The 26,062-nt window shown below is 57.9% G+C and carries 8 protein-coding genes; 1 reads left to right on the top strand and 7 read right to left on the bottom strand.

Features of this window, described 5'->3' with window-relative positions:
- Positions 1-103: 103 nt before the first annotated feature.
- On the bottom strand, positions 104-12,664 hold the full coding sequence (locus V476_RS19660; protein ID WP_024959155.1) for a hybrid non-ribosomal peptide synthetase/type I polyketide synthase: 12,561 nt from the start codon (positions 12,662-12,664) through the stop codon (positions 104-106).
- A gap of 117 nt (positions 12,665-12,781) precedes the next feature.
- Complete coding sequence (locus V476_RS19655) at positions 12,782-16,648, bottom strand: non-ribosomal peptide synthetase (protein ID WP_024959154.1); 3,867 nt, start codon at positions 16,646-16,648, stop codon at positions 12,782-12,784.
- 323 nt (positions 16,649-16,971) lie between these two features.
- On the opposite strand from V476_RS19655, the gene gntB reads away from it, so the two are divergent.
- Complete coding sequence (gntB, locus tag V476_RS19650) at positions 16,972-18,024, top strand: guanitoxin biosynthesis L-arginine gamma (S) hydroxylase (RefSeq protein WP_024959153.1); 1,053 nt, start codon at positions 16,972-16,974, stop codon at positions 18,022-18,024.
- A 151-nt stretch (positions 18,025-18,175) separates the two neighbouring features.
- Here the strand turns inward: gntB and V476_RS28725 are convergent, their stop codons facing one another.
- The 5 genes from V476_RS28725 to V476_RS19625 form a co-directional block, all read right to left on the bottom strand.
- The gene (locus V476_RS28725; protein WP_074908280.1) at positions 18,176-18,892 is read right to left on the bottom strand and encodes a LuxR C-terminal-related transcriptional regulator; all 717 of its coding nucleotides are present in this window, start codon (positions 18,890-18,892) and stop codon (positions 18,176-18,178) included.
- Between the two features lie 433 nt (positions 18,893-19,325).
- Positions 19,326-21,716 carry an efflux RND transporter permease subunit gene (locus V476_RS19640; protein WP_024959152.1) on the bottom strand — a complete coding sequence of 797 codons (2,391 nt, stop codon included), beginning with the start codon at positions 21,714-21,716 and terminating at the stop codon, positions 19,326-19,328.
- A gap of 27 nt (positions 21,717-21,743) precedes the next feature.
- Entirely contained in the window at positions 21,744-22,790 is a 1,047-nt protein-coding gene (locus tag V476_RS19635; RefSeq protein ID WP_050428297.1) for a WD40/YVTN/BNR-like repeat-containing protein, read from the bottom strand.
- Positions 22,791-23,023: 233 nt separating this feature from the next.
- Positions 23,024-24,379: a DUF1329 domain-containing protein gene (locus tag V476_RS19630; protein WP_024959150.1), complete on the bottom strand. Its 1,356-nt coding sequence runs from the start codon at positions 24,377-24,379 to the stop codon at positions 23,024-23,026.
- 516 nt (positions 24,380-24,895) lie between these two features.
- Positions 24,896-26,053 (bottom strand): glutathionylspermidine synthase family protein, encoded by a 1,158-nt coding sequence (locus V476_RS19625; protein ID WP_004418558.1) that lies wholly within the window; start codon positions 26,051-26,053, stop codon positions 24,896-24,898.
- Positions 26,054-26,062: the final 9 nt, after the last annotated feature.

Raw genomic sequence — 26,062 nt, 5'->3', positions numbered from 1 at the left:
GGGTGTCACCTTTTGAGTAACCTCCAGGCATATGTAGACCTCAGACTGATTAATGTAGGCGAGCAGGCGGTGAGCCCGCTCGCCATGTTCGGCAAAGAACGGGTTATCGATCACACTCGGCAAGTTGCTCGATCAATACATCGGCAATTTGCTGGGCGTGGACGGACAGGCAAGTAAAGTGGTCTCCCGAGACATCGACCGTTCTTACCTTCGCCGCACTGAACGACTCCCAGCCCCAGGCATCCGTGTCGCGGATCTCGGGCAGGTTGATGCCGGAGGGCATCGAGTCGACCGCACGAAACAGCACCAGCGAGGCATCAAGCGCAACTTTGGGCGGGTCATAGCGCATACCGAAGGCGGCAGCAGCCTTGTACACGTTGAACAGCCCCCGGATGCTTCCCTCATCGCCACGTGCATCCAGCAACCCGTGACGTTCCAGCGTGTCTTTCAGGTAGCGGATCTTTTCCTCATCATCCAGATGCTCGAGCGCCAGCAACTCCTCGCGGCCAAGCTTGATCGGCTTGTCGAAGTAATGCCCGAAGATACTCAGCAACGAACCCAGTACCTGAGCATCAGTGGGCACCTGCATTTGCGTATACGGAGGTGCCGCCGAGTCGAACAGCGCCAGCAGGCCCACCTGGTCGCCACGCGCTTCAAGACGTCTGGCGATTTCATAAGCTACTTTTCCGCCAAGTGAATGACCTCCCAGCAGATACGGCCCGTGCGCCTGAACCGACTTCATGCAGCGAATATAGTGTTCGGCCATCTCCTCGACGCTGAAGTGAGGCTCAGTCTTGCCATCGAGCCCAAGGCATTGCAGACCGTAGAAAGGCCGCTGCATACCCATGGCCTTGGCCAACCCAAGCACTTGATTGACGTTGCCCCCCATGCCCGGCAGACAGAAGAATGGTCTCCCCTCGCCGTTTCGCTGCACCGGCACCAGACAGTAGCGGACGGCGGCTTCATCGGCATCGACGGGCGTATCGTCGGCGCCACTGCCCAACGAGCGAGCGATTCGCTCGATGGTCGGCTCATCGAGGAACTCGGCCAACGTCAGGCACTGCTGAAAGCGCGAACGAATTCGCGAAATCAGCTGGGAGCCCAACAGCGAATGTCCGCCCAGATCGAAGAAGTTATCCAGCACACCCGGCATATCACCGCCTAGCAGCTCTTGCCACAACTGCGCGACTTCCTGTTCCACAGCATTGCGTGGCGCGACACGCTCGGCCCCAGAGTCGAACAGCGCTGTTGCACGGCCAGCCGATGTCGTGCCGCCGCGCTGCAGTTGATTGATCAGTTGTTGCAGATCCTGCGCCTTGCTCACGACGATCTGGGCCGTGTTCTGCGCCAGGGCCAGCTCGAACAACTGGCAACCTTCTGCGTTGGTCAGCCCGCGCACTTCGTCAATCGGCGCCTGCTCGGGGTGCGCCCTGTCATAGGCAACACGCATACCTGCCTGCGCCCATGCATCCCAGTTGAGCGAAACCACAGGCATGCCCTCCTGACGACACGCATGCGCGCGAGCATCCAGATAAGCGTTGGCGGCGGCGTAATCCGCCTGGCCCAGACCACCCAGCACTGACGCCAATGAAGAACACAGGAATATGAACTCGACAGGTTCCTCGCGCAAAACCTCTATCAGCACATCGGTGCCGACTACCTTGCTGCCCATGACCTGGGCCCATGCATTCGCCTGGCTCAGTTGAATGAGACCGCTGGCTTGCACGCCTGCGGCGTGTATGGCTCCAGAGATACGCCCGTGCTGACGTCTGACCTGGTGCAACGCTGCGGTGAAAACCTCACGATCAGCACAATCGACCGCCATGTGTTGAATCCGCGCACCCTGCTGTTTCAACGCCTGCAGCGCTTGCCCGACCTCATCCGTGACCGTCGCAGAGCGGGACATCAGGACTAACGTGACGGCTTTTACCTTCGCAGCCAGATGACTGGCCAGCGCAAGCCCCATGCCGCCCAGACCACCGGTAACCACATAGGTCCCGCCCTCCTCGAACTGCTGCGGAGGTTGCAAGACTTGCAGCGCTCGCAGGCAAGGCTCATGGAACGTCTGTTTGCGCAACGCCAGGGTCGAAGCAAGCGGAGATGCCTGGTCTGGATCGATGTGCTGGAGTGCCTGAAGCAGCAGCGTCTCGTTCTCCGCCGCATTGGCCAGCGGCAGATCGAAATGACGGCACTGAATCTGTGGCAGCTCCCACGTAAGTGTGCGAACCACGCCAGACAAGGTCGCTACACAGCTGTTGACCGGCTCATCGTCATCCACCTGGCAGGCACCTTCGGTCACCAGTGACAACACTGTGGTGTTTGCGGCATGAGGAATGTACGCCTGTACCAGCGACATAAGATCGGTAAACAGCGTAATCGCAGCGTGTTCGCCTTGCGTCGGTTGCGCCCCACCAGCCATGTAAATGATCTGACTCGGCAAGGCCTCTTGCGCCACCAGTGTATTGAACAGTTGCTCATACGCCTGAGCATCGCCGCGAGCAATTATCGCGACCGCAGTGCCGGAATCACCGGCATCTGCTATGCAGACACTGTCCGGCGGCAGCGAGAAGAGCATGCTGTTATCGGCTGCAACGCCGCGCATCACAACCAGCCAGGGCCCTTGTAATGGCGAGTCGCTCCTTGGCGGCAATGCCGGGCGCCATGCAGGCGCCTGGCACCAGTCAAGGGGCTCAGTGCGCTGTGCCTCCGATGCCACTCGCTCCTCGCGCAAAGTGAAGCCTATGACCTCGGCCAGCAGCGCCCCGACTCCGCCGTCGTTGTCGACTTCGAACAGTTGCACATCATAGACATTCCTGCGGACCCGCCGTGCATGGCTGTAAAGCCGGGAGCGCAGTGGTGCATGAATAGTCAGGCGCTGGTAATGGAACGGCAATCTGCGGGTGCGGTTTTCCATGATCGAGAGAAAACCGGTCGCCATGTCGAGCAACGCCGGATGCAGCGCAAAGCGCTCAACATCATCGGCAAACGCCTGATCGAGCTCCAGGAGCGCCAACCCCTCATCCTCACTAAGCCAGATCGAACGAAAGCACTTCCAGCGAGGCCCGAACAAGCCGAGACGCGTGTTCAATGCCGCATGTTCGACTTCATCGGCAAGACAGTCGGCATGGTCGGCCTGAAGCTGCATCAGCGCTGTTGGTACGGAACGCTCCCGGTCGTGGCGCTTGATGAAGCCTTGGGCGTGCAGCATTGTGTGCTGCTGCGGACTGTTACCCTCGTCCGATACCGACTCGAGGAAAAACTCAGTGCTCTCGGCGTGATCCTTGAATGTAATCAGCACGCGTTGTGAGGCCTGCTCATCTTCCATCACCAGAGGGGTCGGGAAGTAAACATCACTCAGCTCGATCGACTCGATACCTTCCATACGCGCATAGGCATTGCGCACCAGTTCAACGCATCCGGTGCCGGAAAGCACTGGCCTTCCTTCGAAGACCCGATGTTCGTCCACCAGCCAGAGTTGTGGCGACAGGCTCAACCGGAATTGCCGGCGATTACCATGCATACGCTGCCAGTGCAGGAACAACGGTGCCTCGTGCTGCGCAGAAGAAGCCGTCCCGGCAGCCTCGATCCAGTGGCTGTCCCGCGCGAACGGATAGGTCGGCAGCGGCACGCGTGCGCCGTCTGTACACCCTGTGGCCTGCGCCCAACCGAAACGTGCCCCCTGCCTCCACAATGACGCGATGCCTTCCGCCAACGCCGCCTCGTCCGACCGGCTGTCCCGTGCATGCCGAGTGCAACCAAGCACACACAAGGGCTCAGCATAGGATTTCAGTGCACTCTGAAGAGCACGGCCAGGGCCGACTTCGAGAAAAATCGGGTCTTCCAGTTCGTCGGCAAGCAGCGCGATACCGTCAGAAAAGCGCACGGTATCCAGCAGATGAGACGCCCAATAATCACTCTGGCTGCTCGAATCGATCGAGAACCAACCACCGTTGTGGTTGGACACCAGCGCGATAGTCGGGGGCTGAACAGAGAACCCGTTAACAACTGCCTTCAACGCGTGCGCCGCAGGAGCCATCATGCGGGAATGAAAAGCGTGCGAGGTATCCAGTACACGCCCCACGAGCCCTTCATCGGCCAGTTGTCGCTCGACCCGCGCAATGGCATCAAAATCACCCGCCAGGACACATTGCAGCGGCCCATTGACGGCAGCCAGCTCCACGCCGTGCCCCAGAAAACGCGTGCAGTCTGCTTCCGAGAGGCCAACGGCAAGCATTGCACCGGGCGCTTGACGTTGCATCAGGCGGCCCCGTTCGACAACCAGCTTCAAGCTGTCCTCAAGACTGTAGACACCCGCAAAACAGGCAGCCACCAGCTCACCAAGGCTATGGCCTATGAGCGCCTGCGGTTGGATACCGCGGCCTTGCAACAACAGGGCGCACGCGTACTCGACCACAAAAAGTGCCGGCTGCGCGACCTCGGTCCGGCTCAGGGTGTCGCCTGTTTCGCCACCCGCTGGCGGGTACAGACAGGCCAGGATGTCGACGCCATAGCGCTGCAATATGACTGCACAGCGGTCAACTGTCTGCCGAAATACCGCCTCACTGTCGTAGAGGCCCTTGAACATGCCCGTGTACTGGCTGCCCTGCCCGGAAAACATGAACACGATCGGACGATCCTGTCTGCGTTCCATTAGCGCTGTGGACGAAGGCGCCTGCAGCGCGTGCAAGGCTCCGGCAATACTCTGGCTGACGACGCTGTCCCTGAAGGCAAATCGCGTGCGACCCTCTCCCAGCGTGAAGGCGATATCGCGTAGATCGGCTGCGGGATTCTGCAGGCAGGTGATCAGTTGCCGACGCTGATGATCCAGCGCTGCAGCGGAGCGTGCGGAGAACGGCAGTATGTACCAGCGTTCGCTATCGTCATGCGGGCGTACCGACGGCCGAGGAGGTTCCTCGACAATGACGTGCGCATTGGTCCCGCCGATGCCGAAGGAGCTGACGCCTGCCCGACGTGGCGAGGCCGCTGCCGGCCATGGTCTGGAGGTCGTGTTGACATAAAACGGGCTGTCGCTGAAATCGATTTCGGGATTGGCCCGCGTGAAGTTCAGGCTTGCAGGCAGGACGTCGTGTTGCACGGCAAGTATGGCCTTGACCAGCCCGGCGACGCCCGAGGCCGCATCAAGATGACCGATGTTGCTCTTCAATGAACCAAGGGCACAAAAGCCCGGCGTGACATGTGGCAAAGCGCTGGTATAGGCCTGCGTCAACGCACGGACCTCTACCGGGTCACCCAGACGAGTGCCGGTGCCATGCGCCTCGACGTAACCAATGGAATCTGCGCTGATATTCGCTGCATCGAGTGCAGCGCTCACCACTTGGGCCTGCCCATGAACACTGGGCGCGGTGTAACTGACTTTACTGGAGCCATCGTTATTGATCGCCCCGCCCTTTATCAAGGCATGAATATGGTCGCGATCTTCGATTGCCCTGTCAGCCAGTTTGAGGACCAACACTGCACAACCGCTGCCGCCAGTAGTGCCACTGGCCTGGGCATCGAACGGCCGGCAATGGCCATCGGCAGAAATGATGCTGCCCGGTGCCGCCTGGTAACCGTAGTATTGAGCTTCGACCGAAGCACCGCCGACGATCACCATGTCCGACTCGCCACGCAGCAAGCTTTCGCAGGCCATCTGGACTGCTACCAGTGACGAGGAGCAAGCCGTTTCGACGGTAATCGCAGGTCCCGCGAGATTGAGTTTGTAAGCCACACGCGAAGCCATGAAATCGCGGCCATTACCCAACAACCACTGGATGTTCTCCAGTTGCAGCTCCTGGCGCCTCGGGTAAACGTGATCGAGCAGGTAATGGCTGGTGCTCGCGCTTGCAAATACGCCCACGCGCAAATCGTTCAGAGCGCCGCCATAACCGGCGGCTTCCATCGCGGCCCATGCGCATTGAAGGAAGATGCGCTGCTGAGGATCCATCAACTGTGCTTCCCGCGGTGAGAAGCCGAAGAACTCGGCGTCGAACTTGTCGACGTCCTCAAGACGATTGCCACACTTGACAAAATCGTCACGCTCCAGCAGATCAGGGCTTACGCCATGCGCGAGCATGACTTCATCACTGAAGTAAAGAGTCGACTCCACCCCCTCGGTGAGGTTCTGCCAGAACTCGCTCAGGTCAGCGGCGCCCGGAAAGCGCCCGGCCATGCCAACCACCGCCAGCGTGCGGTTCCCAGGATCAATGACAGGTGATGCCTCGCTGGCTTGGCGAACCTCCGGCAAAGGCCCATGCAAGCGTTCCAGATGAGCGACCAGACCACGCAGCGTCGGGTATTCGAAAAGGTCTGTCATGGCCACGGGCGCCTGCAAAAGCTCGCTCAACCGTTTTTGCGTCTCGACAATGCGTAACGAGTGGCCACCGAGATCGAAAAAGTTATCGTCCGAATCGATTTCCTGGCAATCGAGCACTTCCTGCCAGATCTTTCTGACCGTGTTGTGCAGGCGTTTTCCAGCAGGCCTGACCGCGGCAGGAAGGGTCGCCGTCGTCCCGACTGCAGTACCTTCCTGAGCGCGCTGATCAACGCGATTTTCGAGCGACTTGCGATCGACTTTGCCAGTACGGCTAAGCGGTAGCTCGGGCAAGCAGATAAGACGCTCCGGCACCATGTGCGCTGGCAGCACCTTGCCCAGTTCTGCACGCACCTGCGCAACGCTCGGCTTGCCGACGTAATACCCCACCAGAACCTTGTTGCCCTGGTCATCCTGTTTGACGACCACGACCGCCTGCTCCAGCCCGGCTATCGCGTTCAAACGCGTTTCGACATCGCCCAGCTCAATGCGAAAACCGCGAACCTTGACCTGATTATCGATACGCCCGACATAACTCAGGCTTCCATTGAATTGACGCACGACAAAGTCGCCGGTGCGGTACAGACGCGCCTCGGGCAAAACGCCGTATGGGTCGGGAAGAAACACGTGCGCGGTGCGCTCATCCAGATTCAGATAACCCTGTGCCACCCCGCTTCCGCCAATGTAAAGCTCGCCGGGTACACCGCAGGGAAGAGGGTTCAGATACGGGTCCAGGACGTACATTCTGACGTTGTCCAGAGGCCGCAATACCAAGGCACCTCGTTCATCCCAGTAATCCCGGGCAGATGCATACACCGTCGTTTCGGTCGGACCGTAACCATTGAGGAAGCGTCTGCCCGCTGCCCACGTCTGGGCGACGTTGGCCGGACAGGCTTCACCGGCGCTGATGATGACTTTCAGTTCGGCAAGTTCGGCATGGGGGAGCAAGCGCAGGGCCGTCGGCGTGATCTGCAGATGAGTAATATGTTGCTCGCGCAGAAGCGTCACCAGGTCCGGCCCCGGAAGCAGCTGTTCAGACGCTGCAAATACCAGTGTGGCGCCGCTGATCAGCACCGGAAACACCTCGCCACAAACCCCGTCGAAGACTGGCGAAAAGTACTGCAGCTGGCGCGACTGACCAGTCAGTTCCAGTGTTCGCGCAAATGCATTCGCGGTGTTATCGATATTGCGCTGCGAAACCATCACCCCCTTGGGCTGCCCGGTCGAGCCAGAGGTGTAAAGAATATAGGCCAGATCCTGAAGCTCACGCTGGCAGGCCGGAGCAGACCATTCGCCCTGGGCACCTTCGAAGTCGTCGACCAGTAACGTGTCCAGCCCCAGAGCGGCAAGCTCGTGTGCCAATCCTCGATGACCCACCACGCGGTGCAATGCTGCGTCTTTGATCATGTAGCCCAGCGCACCTTCCATCGAATCCTGCGGATTCAAGGGGACAAAGGCACAGCGCGCCTTGAGGATCCCAAGCATGCCTGCCACCAGATAGGGATGCCGTCCAGTGAACAGGCCGATGTGCTCACCGGCTTGCACACCCTTCTTTATCAACGCGTGAGCGATGCCGTTAGCTAATCGGTCCAGCTCGGCATATGTCCAACAGCGTTGCTGCAACTGAAGGGCAATAGCCTGCGGAGTCTGACGTACACGCTGTTCGAAACGGCTGACGACATCGCCATCGCCAAAGTCGCGTGCAGTATCGTTGTACTGGCTAATCAGCCTCTGGTGTTCAGCTGCAGACAGCATCTTCACCTGAGCGACGGTCTGCTCGTCATTAGCCAGCATATTTTCCAGCAGACACTGAAAATGTCCTGCCATTCCCGAGATAACGGAGCGCTCGAACAGCGACGAGCGATATTTGAATACCCCACTCACCCCTTCGCCTTTGACAGCGCGCAACTCCAGCATAAGGTCCAGCTTCACCTCAGTGGAGGCCAGGGAGATTTCTTCCGATTTCACGTGCGGCAAGGCAAGCGGCACAGCCGTCGTGCTCTGCACCACCAGGCCTACCTGGAAAAAAGGATGCTTGCCCGGCAGCCGCTGCGGGTTGAGCACTTGCGCCAGGTAATCGATTGGCACCGAATGATTTTCCTCGGCGGCAAGCAGGGCCTGACGACTCTGCTCGATAACCTGCGCCACACGCAGAGGGCCTCGCAAACGCAGCCGTAACGGAAGCAGGTTAACGAAAAACCCGATCAGGTTCGCACTTTCATCATGGTCCCTTCCCGAGAAGGGCATGCCGATCAGAATGTCGTCCTGCCCGGTGTAGCGATGCAATAGCAGCGCGAACGCGGCATGCATGATCATGGCCGGCGTGCATTGCAGACGCAGGCAAAGCTGATCGAGCCTTGCCGAGCAGTCGGCAGGAAGAGTCAGCGCAACGTAGTCGCCAGCCAACGGATTTCCTTCTCGCGGACTGGAACGTACAGGCAATACCAGAGGCGGCGGCAAGTCCTGCAGCGATGACTTCCAGGCGTCGAGTTGAGTCGCGAAGGCCCCGGTTTCGAGTTGATTTCGTTGCCAGGCAGCATAGTCCTGATACTGAGCCTCCAGTGCGCTCAGTGTGAGGCGTTCACCTTGCGTCAAGTGCCGATAAAACACTGCCAGCTCCTGACGAAGCAAGGCGCTCGACCAGCCATCGTAGGCAATGTGATGCAGCGTCAGGCACAGAACGTACTCATCCGACGCCGTCTGCAGAAGCAACGCGCGTATCGGCAGTTCCTGGTCCAGCACGAACGGCGTGTGCACCTCCCGCTCCAGCGCAGCCGTGAGCGCTTCGCGAGCGATGGTTTGCTGCCTGAACGGTACACGCGCGGTGTCTGCGTGGCTTGTCACGACCAATGGCTCTTTCTGCGTGACGCCCCGAGCGTCTACAAACGTTTCAAGCTCTCGGGTGAAATGCGTGCGCAAGACTTCGTGGCGCTCAAGCAGCAGATTCAACGCACCTTCCAGCGCAGGAATATCCAGTTGGCCGGTCAGCCGGCATATTTCCGGCATGTTGTAGGCAGTGCCCGGCTCACTGTGCTGGGTCAACCATAGTCGGCGTTGGGCAAACGACAGACGTTGACGCTCGATACCGCTGCTGCGACCGATCGCGGCCGGTCTGGAAGCGACACTGGCCCCTTGGGAGATCTGGATCATACTCAGCATGATCTTTTCGGCGACCTGGGCGACGGTGGGCCCTTCGAACAGATTTGCAATGCTGAGCGCCACACCAAAGCGTTTTTTAATCTGCGCGATGACTTGGGTGACCAACAGAGAATGCCCGCCACTCTCGAAAAAGTTATCGTCAATGCCGATACGCGGAATGTTGAGCAGACCTTGCCAGTCTTCGACAAGTTGCTCTTCCAGACTGTTACGCGGTGCGGCATAAGCGCGTGAGTCCTGCGTCCAGTCGGGCTCCGGCAGGCTCTTGCGATCGATCTTGCCGTTTGCGGTCAAGGGCAGTGCCGCCAATACCACCAACAGGCGCGGCACCATATGGCCTGGCAGGCGCTCGCCAAGGTAGGCATTGAGTTGCTGCGCTGTAGCACGGGTTTGCACATAACCGATCAGCTCGGCCTCAGCGCCTGGTGACTGGCGGGTGACCACCGCGCATTCATTCACATCCGGATGGTCGGCAAGTACGCTCTCGACTTCACCCAGCTCAATGCGGAAGCCGCGAATTTTGACTTGGTTGTCACTGCGTCCAAGAAACTCGATGGTGCCGTCGCGCATGTGCCGACACAGATCACCGGTACGATAGAACCGCTGCTCGCCGACGCCAGGTAAAAACCGTCCGCTGGCCGAGAACGAACCTGTCAGGAAGCTCTTCTCGTTCAATTCAGGGCGATTCATGTAACCGGACGCCACTGCACCGCCACCAATCAACAATTCACCGGGGACAGTGCGCGGCACCAGATTCAGCGTTGCGTCGACCAGGTACAGGGACGTGTTAGGCAGCGGACCGCCAATTGGCAAGCTGCGCTCAGGGTCATACCACCCCGCGTCGGGCTCGAACGTAGCGCTTTCGCAAGTTGCCTCGGTGACTCCGTAAACACTGACAACCCTGGTTTGCGGTCCACACAGCGTCTGCATTTTCCGATACTCGTGGACGAACCAGACATCCGCGCCACAGGTCAGCGTACGCAGGGTATCCAGACGCCGTCCCGTCTCTTCCAGGTAACGTATCATCTGCCGCAGGACCGCCGGCACGAATTCGAGCAACGTCACCCGTTCAGCCGTGATCAGCTCATAGAGTTGCTCAGGGTCAGCCAGACTCTGCCGCGGGCACATTATCAACCGTGCGCCAACCGCCAGCGCGCGGACCACATCGCTCATGAATACGTCAAACGTGAAATTGGCCATCTGCAAAATGCCGGTCACACCTGGCTCGGTCTGACCATAGGTCTGCTCCAGCGCCTGGAGCAGACTTACCCAACTGCCGTGAGAGACACTGACGCCTTTGGGACGGCCGGTAGAACCGGAGGTAAAAATAATGTAGGCGATGTCCTCCGGCTGTGTGTTGCGCCCCTCGAATTCGTTCTCGTGCAGTGTGCCGGTGGCCTGCGGCAAATCATCCTGCAGAAGGCATGGATAACCCCTCAGTTGCTCCTGACAGGCGCTCAGTGTGAGCACCAGTCTGGGCTCGATGTCCTTGAGCAGATCAGCATGACGGGCATCGTCGATCGCCAGCGGCACATAAATGCCCCCGACCTGATGCACCGCCAGTAACGCGACGATGACCTCTGGCCCATAGCGCTGCACCACTGCGACCCGGTCACCACGCCGAACGCCGGCAGCATGCAGGTGACCCGCCAGTACCCGGGCCTCTGCATCCAGTTGCGCATAGCTGTAACGACGGTTTTCATAGACCAGCGCATCCGCCTCGCCCCATTGCGCGGCACTGCGTTTGAACCATTGATGAAAAGGTGCAAAGGGCGCTTGCGGCGCTGCTGGCTGATGATTGGCCAGGCGCAACGCCTGCTCCACAGCTTCGCACGTCAATAGCGAAAAATCGCCAATAGCCCCGTCCGGGTTGCGCGACACCTGCTCCATAATGATCAGCAGGCTATCGATCATCCCCTGCACTGCGCGCTCATCCAGCAATGCGGTGTCATACTCGATTGCGCCGCTCATGCCGCGCGCAGTCAGTGCCAGGGTAAGACTCAGGTCATATTTGGCGGTACAGGAGTCGAGCGTATAAACACGAGTGCGCAGGTTTTCCAGCTCGACCGAAAAATCTTCGTTGGCCATATCGAACAGCACCTGAAACACCGGCGCATGGCTCAGGGAACGCGGGGGCTGAATGGCCTCGACAATCTGATCGAAGGGCACATGGGCATGCTCGAACGTATCGAGTACCGAGGCACGAACTCTTTTGAGCAATTCGACGAAAGAGGGAGAACCCGATGCATCGATCCGGTTTGGCAGCGTATTGACGAAGAAACCGATCACGCCTTCCAGGTCATCGGATTGCCGATTCGACATCGGCGACCCGATGACCAGATCCGCCTCTTGCGTATAGCGATACAGCAGCACGGAAAAGGCCGCAAGCCCTACCATATAGGGCGTGACGCGACACTCCTTTGACAGGTTTTTCAGCGCGTCCGAGACGGCTGCAGGCACTTGAAAATGACAACGCTGACCTGCGTAACGCTGAATGGCCGGACGCTTGTTATCCAGCGGTAATGGCAGTACCGGCGGCGCGCCGGCCAATCGCTGCTGCCAGTGAGCGATATCGGGAGCCCGTTCATCGTTCGATGGGCTCTGACTCAAATAATCGCCAAAGTCGAAATTCAACGGCTCCGCGTTTACCTCGCTGCCCCGCACCAGCGCCGAATAGGCTGAGGCCAGTTCGGAGAGGAAAATCTGCATCGACCAACCGTCGAAAACGATGTGATGAACGTTGATCAGCAGAACATGCTCGTCGGTCGCACAGTGCAGCAACGTCACGCGCAGAAGCGCTTCATGCTCAAGATCGAAAACATAACGCGCTTCGCTTTGCTCGAACGCTTTCAGCGCGGCTTCGCTGTCCGGTTCGGCTCGCAGGTCAACCTTGCGAATCAGCAGTTGCTCATCCACAAGGCGAATGACCGGCTGCCCATCAATACAGGGAAAACGATAGCGCAGTGCGCTCTGGCGCTGATAAACGCTGTCCACTGCTCGCTCGAGGGCCGCGCAATCCAGCGCCCCGTCAATACGCAGTGCAAAAGGCACATTGTAAGTGGCGCTGGCATCTTCCATCTGGTGCATGAACCAGAGGCTTTTTTGCGCAGGCGATAAATTCAGGAAACCCCCGGCTGCCGGGGTCGGCATCCTGACAGCGGACTCGGTGGTTGAAGTGACCGGCTTTTTTTGAGACATGACCATCTCCACCTCGACAGCGACCGATGTCGCTGCGAGGAAGGGTAAATTGGGAGGCTGAGAGGTGAGAAAGCGCGTGGGGGTGCTGTTGCTACCCACCACGCGCCTGAAAAACGGTCAGGCCGTCAACGGCTCGGCCGCGCGTTCGATAGCACCTGCAAGCGTCTCGACGCTGGGATACTCGAAGAGCAGGTTCAGCGACAGACGAGTGCCAAATTGCTTGCTCAGCCTCGACATGATCCGCATACCGGCCAACGAGTGCCCGCCGATGGAGAAGAAGTCTTCATTTCTACCCACGTCCGGTACGTTGAGGATGTGCGCCCACACCTCGGCAATGGATTTTTCCAGGGCCGTCGACGGTCGCTCGCTGGTAACCCTTGCACGGCCGTTTTGAGTCGCCAGTTCAAGCAAGGCACGCTTGTCGACCTTGCCGCTCGCATTGACCGGCAGTTGCCCGATCACATGCACTTCGGCAGGCACCATGTAGTCGGGCAGGCACTCTCTCAACGCCACACGAATCTGTTGCTCATCCAGTGCAACACTTCCGTCCAGACTGACGAAGGCGACCAGCTGTTTGTCCAGGTTCAATGTGCGCAGAATCAGTGAGCACGCTGTGACACCCGGCAATTGACGTATCGCCTGCTCGACCTCACCCGGTTCTATGCGCAAGCCACGGATCTTTATCTGACTGTCACTGCGTCCAAGGAACTCGATGCCGCGGCTGGGGGTCCAGCGCGCCAGATCACCGGTGCGGAAGAGTGTTTTGCCGGGGAACCGCTCCAGCGTCACAAACCGCTCCCGGCTCAGTTCCGGACGCTTGAGGTAGGCACCGGTGATCCCTGTGCCGCCGATGAATAACTCCCCAGGAACACCGGGCTCGGCAAGCTGCCCGAAAATATCCACGATGTAGGCATCGGCCTGTGCAATCGGCCATCCGATCAGGGGCTTGTCAGTCACTTGTTCGACCTTGTCCATGCTGTAGGCCGTGGTAAAGACCGTGCCTTCAGTCGGGCCGTAACAGATGGTGAGCGTCCCGGTGGAGCGTGCCAGCAAACTGCGCATGCTTTGCGGCGAAACAACGTCACCGCCGGTCAGTACGTGCCTGACGCCAGCCATCGCCTGAGGATATTGATCGACCATCTCCTGGAACAAGGCGGACGTCAGCCAGAGCACACTGACCTGCTGATTTTCCAGTGTGTGTGCCAGGTCATCCAGTCCGCCGGCTTCGCCAGGCTGAACCACCAACTGCGCGCCGTTCAGCAAGGCGCCCCAGATTTCAAAAGTCGACGCATCGAACGCGAGGGGCGCGAAAAACAGGAAGCGGTCGTCACTCTTGATATCGATATAGTCCGTACCCTTGACCAGACTCACGACCGCGCGGTGGGTACTGGCCGTGGCCTTCGGAGTGCCCGTGGAACCCGATGTAAACATGTAGTAGCAGTGAGCATCCGCGCTGATGACAGGCTTGGCCAGGGGCGACACGCGTGGGTCGTCCTGCTCATTCACCAACTGACCTATCAACAGTGTTGAGGTTGCATCACGTAAAGCCGGAGCACTCTCATCGATCAGTGCCCACTTGACGTCCGCCTCCTCCAGAAGCCAATTACGACGCTCTGCAGGCAATGCACAGTCGATCGAGAGGTAGCATGCACCGGCCTTGAGCACGCCCAATAGCGCCGCAACCAGCAATTCGGAGCGCATCATGCAGATGCCCACGACGTCACCCGGCTGCACGCCCTTGCGAAGCAATGTATCGGCAACTTTGTCGGCGGATTCATTGAGCTGAGCGTACGTCAGCACTGCATCGCCGCACCTTACAGCGATGGCCTCGGGCTGTGTGGCCGCAAAGGCCTCGACGATGGCGTGCAGGGACGTTTCAGGATAGCTCGAGTCAAGCCCTTCACACTGTGTCTGAATGGCAGCCTGGTGCTGGGCCGATAGGCTTTGCGCCAGCGTTTGGTCCAGTGATTCGCTGGCTTTTTCCAGCAAATGGACGTAATGCCCGGCCATTGAAGTCGCTGTTTCCTGAGCGAACAGATCAGCGGCATAGGCGAGTGACAACGAGGCCTTTGTGCTGGAACGGTCCAGGACGAATTCGATGGGAGGGTGCAGACTGCCCGATTCACCTCCCTGCTCTGCACACGCGGAAATGCCGTCGCAGAATACCGACTGTATCAATGACTGCGGCGCTCTTCCCGACGCCGCAACACTGTCATCAAGCGCTTGTTCCAGACCTTGGGCAGAAGATGCGTGCCAGTGACGAGCCTGCTCGCAGTGCTGTTGTGCGCGCAGGAAGACATCGGCAAACGTGTCATGCGCAGCGAGCGTCAACTTGAGTGGCAACGGTGTGGCCAGACGCTGTCCATCGGCAGCAGTACCCAGACCGGCCACGACGGTTTGATGCCCGCCATAACGTGCCATGGTCACGGCATAGAGAGAAAAAAGCGCTGCTTCAGGTTCAATGTTGCGCTGCTCACACGCTTGAAACAGGCGCGCAAGGCTTTCATCCGAAAGAGGGATTTCATGACGCGCAAGCGGCCCGCTGACTGCGCGATTAAGCGCATGGTCAGGCAGAAGCCCCGAAGCTTCGAGGTCGAGTGATTGTTTCCAGAATTCCACACCGGGATTGACAGAAGAACTGCCTGACGGCGCGGCAAGAACAGCAGCCTTGCGTACATTGGCGAGACTTTCTGCAGGTTGCTCGAGCCAGGCGCCAGCCAGGTGAAGAAAATCGGCCATCAGCGCTCTGACATCTGCTTCTTTGGCGACAGCGGTGGAGTACTCAAGCATGAAGCGACCGCCAGCGGCCGGGTTCACTTCGTCATCGAAAACGCAAATGACGTTGAGGTCGAATTTCGCAGAACCGTTTGCCAGCCCTTCCACCACCTCGACATCAATGTCCGCGAAGTCCAGGGTACGGGACATGGAGTTATGAAAGCTGAAAGCAACCTGGATGTACGGCAATTGCTGAGTGACACGATCCGGACTCAGATCGGCAACCATTGTTGAAAACGGCACATGCGACTGCAGGCAAGCCGTGCGGATTTCTTCTTTCACGGCTGCCAGTAGAGGCGCCCAGGACGTATTCGCATCAATGTCGATGCGCAGCGGCAACATGTTGACCAGCATACCGATGGTGTTTTCGATGCCCGGCAAGTCACGGTTGGCGACGGCGGTGCCTATCAGCTGTTGCGTCTGACCCGAACGCGCCGCTACCACGCAGGCAAACAGCGAAAACATGGTCTCGAACAGGGTGGATTTATTTTCCGACCCATACGCCTGCAGTGCGCTGATCAACTTACCCGGCAGCGGCACCCACACCGAACTTCCGACAAAATCCAATGCGGCTTGCGCGTCCTTCTCTGCCGGAAACGGCGAATGCGTGTAGGCCGGCCAGGTTTCAAGACGTCCGTACCAGAAGTCTCGGCCTTGACGGCCTTCAGCAGAATCCAGCCAGTCGCGCTCCCATTGGCAGTAATCGATAAACTGGATCACCGGCTCAAGGGGCTCCTGATTCACGCGGCCCTTTTCTTCATTGTAAAAATGATTCAGCTCTTTGAGAAACAGCCGGAATGACCAGCCGTCATGAATGAGGTGGTGTTCGATATGCAGCAATACGTGGAATTGATCGCTGAATTTGAACAGTACCCAGCGAATCAGCGGAAGCTTCGCCACTTCGATCTTCTGGGCAATTTCAGCTTTCACAATAGAATTCATGTAGGTCTGCCGTACCGCTTCACTGCTGGCAGACAGGTCAACGATCGGAATATTCACGGGCCAGGCGTCCTGGATAGTTTGCCGCGGTTCTCCGTCAACCTCATCAAAAACAGTGGACAGTGACTGATGGCGTTCAACCACCCTGCTCAGCGCACGTTCAAGCACTTTGATATCAAGGTTGCCGCGAATGTTCAGCATGGCCTGAAAGTTATAAGCAATACTCTCTGGTACTAACGTCTCAAGAAACCAGGCCTGTTCCTGAGACATGGAGAGTGGCCCTTCGGTACCGGTTATATGCTGTGCGCCGGCCCGCATAGCGAGATCTTGAGAGCGTGACGGTGCGGTATTATCTTTCTCAAAACTGTTCATGACGGCCTCAGATAACATATTGATCAGGTGACATCAACCTCGTAAAAAAACCGGTGTATCCGTTTTTATTAGCGGTGATTGACTTCTTTAAAAAGACCACACGCCACTGCGAACTGTCTACCTGTAAAAAATATCAGCTTACGCTGCTCCCCGACCCTCTCTAGTCTATATAACGCCCTAATTACCAACGCATTGCAGAGCACAACCTGTCGAGGTAAACGATGCAGACCGTCCAAAGATTTCACTGTACAAATGCACTAAAACTTGAACTGACGTGTCTTTATAAAAAGAATAACTGGCGATGGCTACTGGGTTGGTCGGGGGATGTTCTTGTCATTGTTTGCGCTGTCGCACTCACCCAATGGTCATTGTATGCTTACCCCCTCAGTGTGCTGATTATCGGTTCACGGCAACGCGCCTTAGCCTCTCTCGTTCATGAAGCAGCCCATTTAACCCTGACCCAAAGCCGCCGCCTCAGTTATGCCATTGGCCACTACCTGACCGGATTACCCATCTTTCAGGATTACGAGGCTTATCGACATTCGCATGTGCACATGCATCACCATCATCTCGGTGACGCCGACAAGGACCCGGACTATCGTTACTATATTGAATCCGGGCTGCAGGCGACCGAAGATCGATTCGACTTCATGTTCAACCACCTGCTTAGAACCGTGCTGTTTCTGAATATATTCAGCTACCTGCGCTACCTCGTCATTCATCGGTTGGGCGCACTGTTGAAATCCCCTCGCAAAGCCCTGACACTGATCGCGGTACACGCTGTTTTATTCTCGCTTTTCTATGCCACCACGGGCGTGTACGGTTACCTGATGTTCTGGCTCGTTCCTTATCTGACGGCCTTTCAGGTCATCGGCTGGCTGTCGGAAGTTTCTGAACATTTTGGATTATTCGGCAGGGAGCAGGAGGCCTTGCGGATCACCCGCAACCGTTTTCCCTCCTGGTGGGAGAGGCTGTTTATCGGCATGCACGGGGACAACCTGCACCTGACCCATCACCTGTTCGCAGGCATCCCCTACTGGAACCTGCACAAGGCACACTCCATTCTCCTGCAAGACCCTGACTATGCCGAAGCCAATCTGGCCAAGGGTGGCATCATCTCGGGTCGTCGCGATACGCAATCGGTCATGCGCCAGATACTGAGTATTTATCGCCTGCAAAACAGACGTCATTCGCCGTACGGCACCGCACCGCAGACACTGTGCGAACAGTCGGCACGCGAAGGTACGCAGACCACGAATGGCGATGACCGATAGCCATCGCGCGGGCATCCAGATGGGGTCAATGAGCATTCCGATCGGCCTCGCGCTGTGTCGGAATCGCACAAGAAGAACCCAGGCTCACTCAACGCGTTGACTGCCTTGGCGCCCGCCACTCAACCCAGTCGTCATGGGTTCCAAAAACCCCTTACAAAATCCCCATCTTGGTCAGTTGTATGCAGGCCTGGAGTTTGGTTCTGACACCCAACTTCGAGATGACATTGGAAATATGAAAATCTACCGTTCTTTTGGATATATTTAGAATGACGGCAATTTCATTACAGGTCTTGCCGATGGCTGTCCATATGTACACCTCCTTTTCACGGTCCGTAATAGTGAAGTTTTCGTCCGACTCATTGACGCCCATGACCAGGCCCGTCAACTTATGATGAAACTCACGAACCAGCGACTTCACCTCTGCCGCAAGACTGTACTCGCCTTGCGTACTTCCTGTTCCGGTTTCTTTATTTGCAAACCGCAGTAAACTGAATGCCTTCTCTTCGCCGAGGTAGAACGCCCTCATCCCGTCAGAGGTGGTACCGGCGTCGATCATTTCGCCGCGGTCATTTGATGATGCCGGCCTGTTCAGTAAACCGGTAAATAGTGGCTCAGAGCAGGCAACGTCCCAAATCGCATCCGCGACGTCCTGCCGCTCTGCGCAATGACTATTATTTTTCCCTGCCTCCGGACCGCTGACCAGAACAAAGCCATGTTGCTGTAACGCTGGCGCGTGATGATAAAAAAAATAGGTATACTGATGAACACCCCGCTCACTTGCACTCTGTTCGAACTCCCATTCCAGCTTTTGTCTGCCGGTGCTTTTTTCATGGCCAAACGTATCACCGCGCAATGAAAGTGCCATCATTCTACTCCATGAACTACTTGAAATGGCTAACTCTCACGTGAGAAGCCCATGCAAATTATGATAACTATGCACCACCCTTCACGCAACTTAAGTAACTCTCAGACTTTAAATACCGGCCTATTGCCCGCACACTGACACTCGCTTTGCGCGATCATAGTATTTCTTACGACATCTTATTAAGCCGCACACTAACAGCCCCGCCCGACAGAACAATAGCCTGATATTTCTGATAGGCGTCTCATAAAAACCTTAACTCTATCACCCTAAAAACTCTATTTTTCGCCCTTTTTTTCACCCCGTTGTCCCCCTTTTACAGTGCAAGACAACCTTGACCTGCCACAAGCCGTTCAACAAAGCAACCGCGCGCTGCGAAACGTTCAGCACAGAGCGAAGACACGTCACCAAGAAGAGGATGGATAACCTCATGTGTGTCTCAATGCGAAAACAACGAGTTCCCCACCTTCCCCGCCATCTTCTCCGGCTTGATCAGAAACCGCGCCAGCGCGGGCAGCAGCCACAGTGCGCCGAACATGTTCCACAGCAGCATGAAGGTCAGCATCAGACCCATGTCGGCCTGGAACTTGATCGCCGAGAAGATCCAGGTGCACACACCGATGGCCAGACACAGGCCGGTGAACAGCACGGCCTTGCCGGTGGATTTGAGGGTTTCGTAATAGGCTTCCTGCAATGGCAGTCCGGCGCGCAGGAAGCTTTCCAGACGGCTGTAGATGTAGATGCCGTAATCGACGCCGATGCCCACGCCCAGCGCCACCACCGGCAAGGTCGCGACCTTGACGCCGATCCCCATGAACGCCATCAGGGCGTTGCCCAGCACCGAGGTCAGTACCAGCGGCAGGACGATGCACAGCGTGGCGGCCCATGAGCGGAAGGTGATCATGCACATCGCGGCCACGCAGAGGTAGACCAGCACCAGAATCACCAGCTCGGACTGCTTGATTACTTCGTTGGTCGCGGCCTCGATACCAGCGTTGCCGGCGGCCAGCAGAAATTGCAGGTCCGGCGTGCTGTTCTGTTTAGCGAAGTCCTGCACTGCGTGCACCGCACGGTCGAGAGTCTCGGCCTTATGGTCGTTGAGGAACACCAGCAGGGGCACCAGCGAACAGGTGTTGTTGTAAAGGCCGTCGGCGCGGGCGATGGAGTTGTTCAGCACGTCCTTGTTACGCGACAGGCTCTCCCATTTCAGGTTGCCCTCGTTCATGCCCTTGATCATCTGTCTCGACACCGTCACCAGCGAAATGGCCGACTGCACGCCCTGGGTGTTTTCCATCTTCCAGGCCAGCTCGTTGATCGCTGACATGGTTGGATAAGCCGAGCAACCTTCTGGTGGCGTCTTGACCATCACCACCAGCACGTCCGAACTGGTGGAGTAATGATTGATAATGAACGCGTTGTCCTTGTTGTAGCGTGAATCGGGACGCAGCTCCGGCGCGCCCTGGTCCAGGTCGCCGATCTTGAGGTTCTGGCTGTACCAGAGGCCGCCACCGAAGGCCAGCAGCGCCAGCACAATCGAGACAGGTGCAACCTTTGGGCTGGCAAAGTTGGACAGCAAGCGCCAGAACGGATGCTCGGAGACCGCATCCTGCTTGCTGCGATTGATCGCCCGCTTGCTGATGCCCACGTAGGAAATCGCCACCGGCAGCAGGATCAGGTTGGTGAACACGATCACTGCCACACCAATGGAAGCGCCGATGGCCAGCTCGCGGATCACCCCGATGTCGATAATCAGCAGCGTAATAAAGCCGACCGCATCGGCCAGAATCGCGATCATGCCGGGCAGGAATAACTGACGGAAGGTACGCTTCGCAGCCATCAATGCGTTTTCGGCCTCGCTGGATTGCAAGGCGATACCGTTGATTTTCTGCACGCCATGGGAAATGCCGATGGCAAAGATCAGGAACGGCACCAGCATCGAGTACGGGTCAATACCGAACCCCACGACGTGCATCAGCCCCAATTGCCAGATCACCGCAATCAACGTGGTGATCAGCACGGCGATGGTGCTGCGAAGACAGCGGGTGAACCAGATCAGCAGCACCAGCGTGATCAGAAAGGCGATGCCGAAGAACATCACCACCATGAACAGACCGTCGATCAGATCACCGACCTTCTTGGCGAAACCGACGATATGAATCTTGATGTTGGGGTTCTGTGCTTCGTACTTGTCGCGGATCTTCTCTTCAAGCTGGTGCGAGAACTGCTGATAGTCCAGCGCCAGCAACTTGCCCTGATCTGCCGGGTCGGGGTAGGACTCCTGCAACGGCACATCAATGATGCTGGATTTGAAATCGTTGGCCACCAACCGTCCGACCTGTCCGGACTTGAGTATGTTGTTGCGCAACAGATCCAGACTCTCATCCGAACCGTTGTAACTCTGCGGAATCACTTCGCCTCCGGCAAAGCCCTCCTCCGTCACTTCGGTCCAGCGTACGCTCGGGCTCCACAGCGATTTCAGGCCAGACCGGTCGACGCCGGGAATATAGAACACCTCGTCGCTGATCTGACGCAGCGTCTCCATGTACTGTCTGGAAAAGATATCACCATCCTCGGCCTCCACCGAGATACGAACGGTGTTACCCAGATTCGCCAGATCGTTGCGGTGTTCCATCATGTTCTGAATGAACGGATGAGACAGCGGGATCATCTTCTCGAAACTGGTGGACGGGCGAACCAGCGTGGCCTGCCAGAACAGAACAATACTGGCCAGCAGGCACAAAATGATCACGGCCGGGCGGTTGTTGAAGATCAGGCGTTCGAGAAAAGTCTCTTTTGCGCCAGAGTGCTGGGTGTGTTGAAGATTGCTCATGCCTGAATGTCCCCGCCCTGAAAGGTCTTATTGTTGGGTCGTCTCGGCGCCCGTTGGCGAGGCGATGCGAACACCGCCCTGCCCGACCAGAATCAGATTGCCCTGAGGGTTGCCGGTGACCCCGGCCAACGAGATGCGATCAGGTCGATTGAAGACCGCGAATGTTTCCCCGTCATCGGTGCTGCGCATGACACTGCCGCCATTGCCGACCAGCACCAGCGAGTCATCGGCCAGCAGCGTGGCGCTGGCGAGACCGAACTCGAGCGGCCCGCGCGCGCCCTTCAGTTCGATGGGCTGCCAGCTGTCACCAAAATCGCTGGAGCGAAACAAATTGCCGCGCAGACCATAGGCCAGCAGCGTGGACGGCTGAGCCGTGCCGATCACGCCGAATAACGAGCCTTGATACGGGCCGGCGATTTTCTCCCAGGTCTGTCCCTCGTCGCGGGAGCGAAACATGCTGCCCGCTTCGCCGACAATGAACAGGCCGGCGTCCTTAACTTGAGTGATGCCGTTCAGGTGGTATTGGTCTTCGTTGTCCAGCCGGTCGCTGACATCTTCCCAGTGCTGCCCGCCATCGGCGGTACTCAGCAGCAGGCCGTAGGCGCCGATGGCCAAGCCGTTGTCGAGGTCATTGAACCAGACGTCCAGCAGCGGAGCCTCGCGCTTGAGGTCCTCGAACTGCTTGTTCCAGCTCTTGCCCCCATCGCTGCTGGCCAGTACCTGCGCGTCGTGACCGACCGCCCAACCGTGCTGTTCATCCACAAAAAACACGGCCGTCAACAACTGCCGGGTAGGCACGCGGGCCTGACTCCAGGTGCTGCCCTGATCATCGGAAAACAGAATATGCCCATGGTCGCCCACTACGACCAACCGCGCACCCGCATGGGCGACGCCCAGTAATAACGTGCGTGAGGCTTTGGCCGACTCGATGGCATAAACAGGCGTGTCGGCAGCGGTGGCCATGGGTACCGCCTCGGAGCCAGCCATCGCAGGCAGCGCAAACAGAGATGAAGCAACGACAGCCAGGGACATGCCCGCGCATAACCGGCTGAGGCGATGGAAAGACTCATGCATGGACTTTTCCGCTCTTATTATTATCAGGTGGCTGTTATCGGGTGCGGGTGCCGGACAACTCATATCGATGTCGACGCCCGCAGCGCTATGGCGTTACCTGTCTGGAAGCTCGGCCATCCTAGGCAGCTTTGCAAATGCCTGACAATCGACATGTCGTTATCTTTTGTTAAGCGCGCGGGATGTGATTGATGAAACATAACGACGGTTGATCGGGCGGATTCACCAGGCGCCGGTCAGCGAATGCTCCTGCGTCGCAAGGCCGCTGGTTTGAAGGCGTTCACGCTGGGTACCGGCTGAGAGAAGTCACTGGTGCCAGGCTCCTGATTGTCGAGGTTCTGTACGTGATAACGCCGCGCCTGCAGGTCATGGAAAACGTCCAGTGCGGACCAGGTCGTCGGCAGTTCGTAATAGTTCTTCAGGTACGCCATGGAGACGCGCCACAACTGCCCCCGAGCGTCGTACTGATCGACGATTGCGGCCTGCCAACTGTCCTCGTCCAGGTACAGCGTGCGTCTTGAGTAGACATGACGCGCGGTCGGTTTGAGCGTGCCCTCCACCACCCATACACGATGTAGTTCATGGCGCGTATAAGCCGGGTTGAGATGACCCGCCTGCAATAATTGCCGATAGGTAATGTCGGGGCTGGAAATCCGGTAGTTGTTGTAGGGAATATAAATCTCGCGCTTGCCCAGCAACGCCCAGTCGTAACGATCCGGCGAGCCATTGAACATGTCGGTGTCGTCGGCCGTGCGCAAGCCTTCAGAGGCCGGAATAGGCATATCGTAAGCCAGACTCGGCGCGCGGCGTACCCGACGTTGCCGCACACTGTAGGCCCACGCCTGCCGCGGCTCCTGAATCTGGTCCAGTGTTTCATGGACCAGCACGGCAGAACCGGCCATGCGCGTCGGGCACTGGATAAACGACAGGTAATAGAACAGCACATTATCCAGACTGGCAAAGCTGCCCGCAGGATCGTAGAAGCGAAACAGCACTTCCTGACGCGAAGTGTTCAGTTTGAAACTGCCGTCGCGCTTTATAGCGACTTCCGAAGTGCGCCGCACCGCATAATGGCCGCGATACCGGACAATGTGATTCCACACGGCCTGAATGCCCTTTTCCGGAAGCGGAAATGGAATGCCGCCGTAGGCATCGACAAAACCGTTGCCGCCGCCGATCAATCGGGCTTTCTGCGCATTGCGGCGGGTGTTGTCGTACACCCATTGCGGTGCCGATCCGGAACGTCGCGTGGGGTATACCGACATCCGGTAGCTGTCGGGGTAGGTTTCGAACATCGCCACCTGCCCTGGCGTCAGGCGCGTGCGGTAGTGCTGCATGTTGGCGTGAGTGATGGTGAACAGGGGCTTGTCAGCCGCATACGGGTCGACATGCCGAGTGCCCGACCCCTTGTATCCGGACGGCGGTCGGGTGATTCCGCCCGTCCAGGGCGGAATGGTCCCCGTGGCATTACCTGCCATCTCGCCTCCCAGCGGGGTCAAACGACTCCCGAGTAACGTGGTATCGACTGCCTGGCAGGTGTTGATCGTGAACAGCAGCGCCAGCGCGCTGCCCAGCCGTTGTTTCATGAGCATGTGGGCTCTCCTTGCATGGCCACGTCGGGACGCATGTATGGCGTCCAGGCCGGGATTGGTTCCGTGTAAACGGCAGGTTATGAGGGCGAGACGGTTATTGACGCTCGGCCAATAACCGTATGTTGAACAGGCGAACTGAATTGCCCACGTATTCTTACCGCGAACAGGTTATCTATCGGGTATACGTCTGTAGGAAACTTCACAGAACAAGAAGAATGGACAACACGCTGTTAAACACCAATAAAACAGGCACCCGTAATAGCCCACAGTAATGCAACGCGAATGCCAATACGCGATAAAGAACAGATCACTACTTATATAAGGTACAGATCTGAACTATCGCGCACCCGCGTTATGACCAGCATTAAAAACAACGACAGCGTCTGTTTGATTGTCAGACACCGCACTCACAAGGCAACTCATTACGGCGACTTATTGGCGGGTATATGAACAGAGGGTAACAACAAGAGTGTTACGTGCTTGAGGCCAGTAACACCGGGTGACGACAGGCAAGGCTCAGTCGATGACAACGTGTGGCAGAAAGCGACTGGTATCCTTGGTGATCAGGCTGTCGTCTTCACGAATACCGATCCCTGACGCAAGATCGCCGATGACCCAGGAGCCGATCAGCGTGTAGCTGTCGCCGAATCGCGGAAGCGGCGAGTAGGCCTGCAGAATGTAGGGCGCATCAGTGTACGGCCCATCGACCGAGATGACCTGATCGCCGGGCGTGCGCATTTCAATGTTGGCGCCCTCACGGGAAAAGTACGGTTTGCGTACCCAGCCTTTGGGGACCGCTTTGTTCGGGTCCTGGTCGACGTGCGCAGGCAGCAGATTCGGATGGCCTTCGTTGAACTGCCACAACAACGGCAGAATCCCCTTATTGCTGAGAATCGCCTTCCACGCGGGTTCGACGAACTGGGTGCCAGCGGCTGACACGTGCTGGCCGAACTCCTCGTGAAAGATGTGCTCCCACGCATGCAGCTTGAACAAGCGCTCGATCCAGCGCCCGTCCAGATCGACAAAACGCCCGTCAGCGCCGAGCCCGATGTCTTCGATATCGATATGCCTCGCATCAATGCCGACGTGTGCTGCCATACGCCGCAGGAAATCGGTGGTGCCCCGGTCTTCGATGGAACCGGACATCGCCGAAAAGTAGAAGGGAGTCGTGCCGGGAAACTCGGCAAAGGCCCGAACCAGGTCCTCGGCAATTGAGTTGAACTGGGTGGCATGCGCAGGCAACACGCCGCGTGCCATCTGCTCTTCCAGCCAGAGCAGCTGCACCGCCCCCGCTTCCATCAGACTGGTCGGCGTATCGGCATTGATTTCGTACATCTTTGCCGGGCCCGTACCGTCGTAGGCAAAATCGAAGCGCCCGTACAGATGCGGATGTCCCTCCTTCCACGAGGTCTGGATCAGGTCGAAGAACGCTTCCGGAATCGCCAGTTGATGGAGCAGCGCTTCGCTGTCCACCACTCGCGCCACGGCGTCCATGCACATCTGGTGAAGCTCCTGGGTGGGCGCTTCAAGATCGCGGGTAATCTGCTGTTCGCTGAACAGGTAATACCCGCGCTCGTCCCAGTAACGCTCGCCGTCGATGGTGTGAAAGTTGAACCCTTCACGTTCGGCGGTCGTGCGCCAGTCCGGACGTTCCTCGATGCTGATCTTTTTCATGCCGCGAAC

The sequence above is a fragment of the Pseudomonas syringae KCTC 12500 genome, from assembly GCF_000507185.2.
Classification (GTDB): Bacteria; Pseudomonadota; Gammaproteobacteria; order Pseudomonadales; family Pseudomonadaceae; genus Aquipseudomonas; species Aquipseudomonas syringae.
This window is presented reverse-complemented; position numbering and strand designations above follow the sequence as displayed.

Excerpts from the sequence above, each read along its gene's own strand:
- V476_RS19660 (WP_024959155.1), bottom strand. The coding sequence starts at position 12,664 with ATGTCTCAAAAAAAGCCGGTCACTTCAACCACCGAGTCCGCTGTCAGG.
- V476_RS19655 (WP_024959154.1), bottom strand. The coding sequence starts at position 16,648 with ATGTCTCAGGAACAGGCCTGGTTTCTTGAGACGTTAGTACCAGAGAGT.
- gntB (WP_024959153.1), top strand. The coding sequence starts at position 16,972 with ATGCAGACCGTCCAAAGATTTCACTGTACAAATGCACTAAAACTTGAA.
- V476_RS28725 (WP_074908280.1), bottom strand. The coding sequence starts at position 18,892 with ATGATGGCACTTTCATTGCGCGGTGATACGTTTGGCCATGAAAAAAGC.
- V476_RS19640 (WP_024959152.1), bottom strand. The coding sequence starts at position 21,716 with ATGAGCAATCTTCAACACACCCAGCACTCTGGCGCAAAAGAGACTTTT.
- V476_RS19635 (WP_050428297.1), bottom strand. The coding sequence starts at position 22,790 with ATGCATGAGTCTTTCCATCGCCTCAGCCGGTTATGCGCGGGCATGTCC.
- V476_RS19630 (WP_024959150.1), bottom strand. The coding sequence starts at position 24,379 with ATGCTCATGAAACAACGGCTGGGCAGCGCGCTGGCGCTGCTGTTCACG.
- V476_RS19625 (WP_004418558.1), bottom strand. The coding sequence starts at position 26,053 with ATGAAAAAGATCAGCATCGAGGAACGTCCGGACTGGCGCACGACCGCC.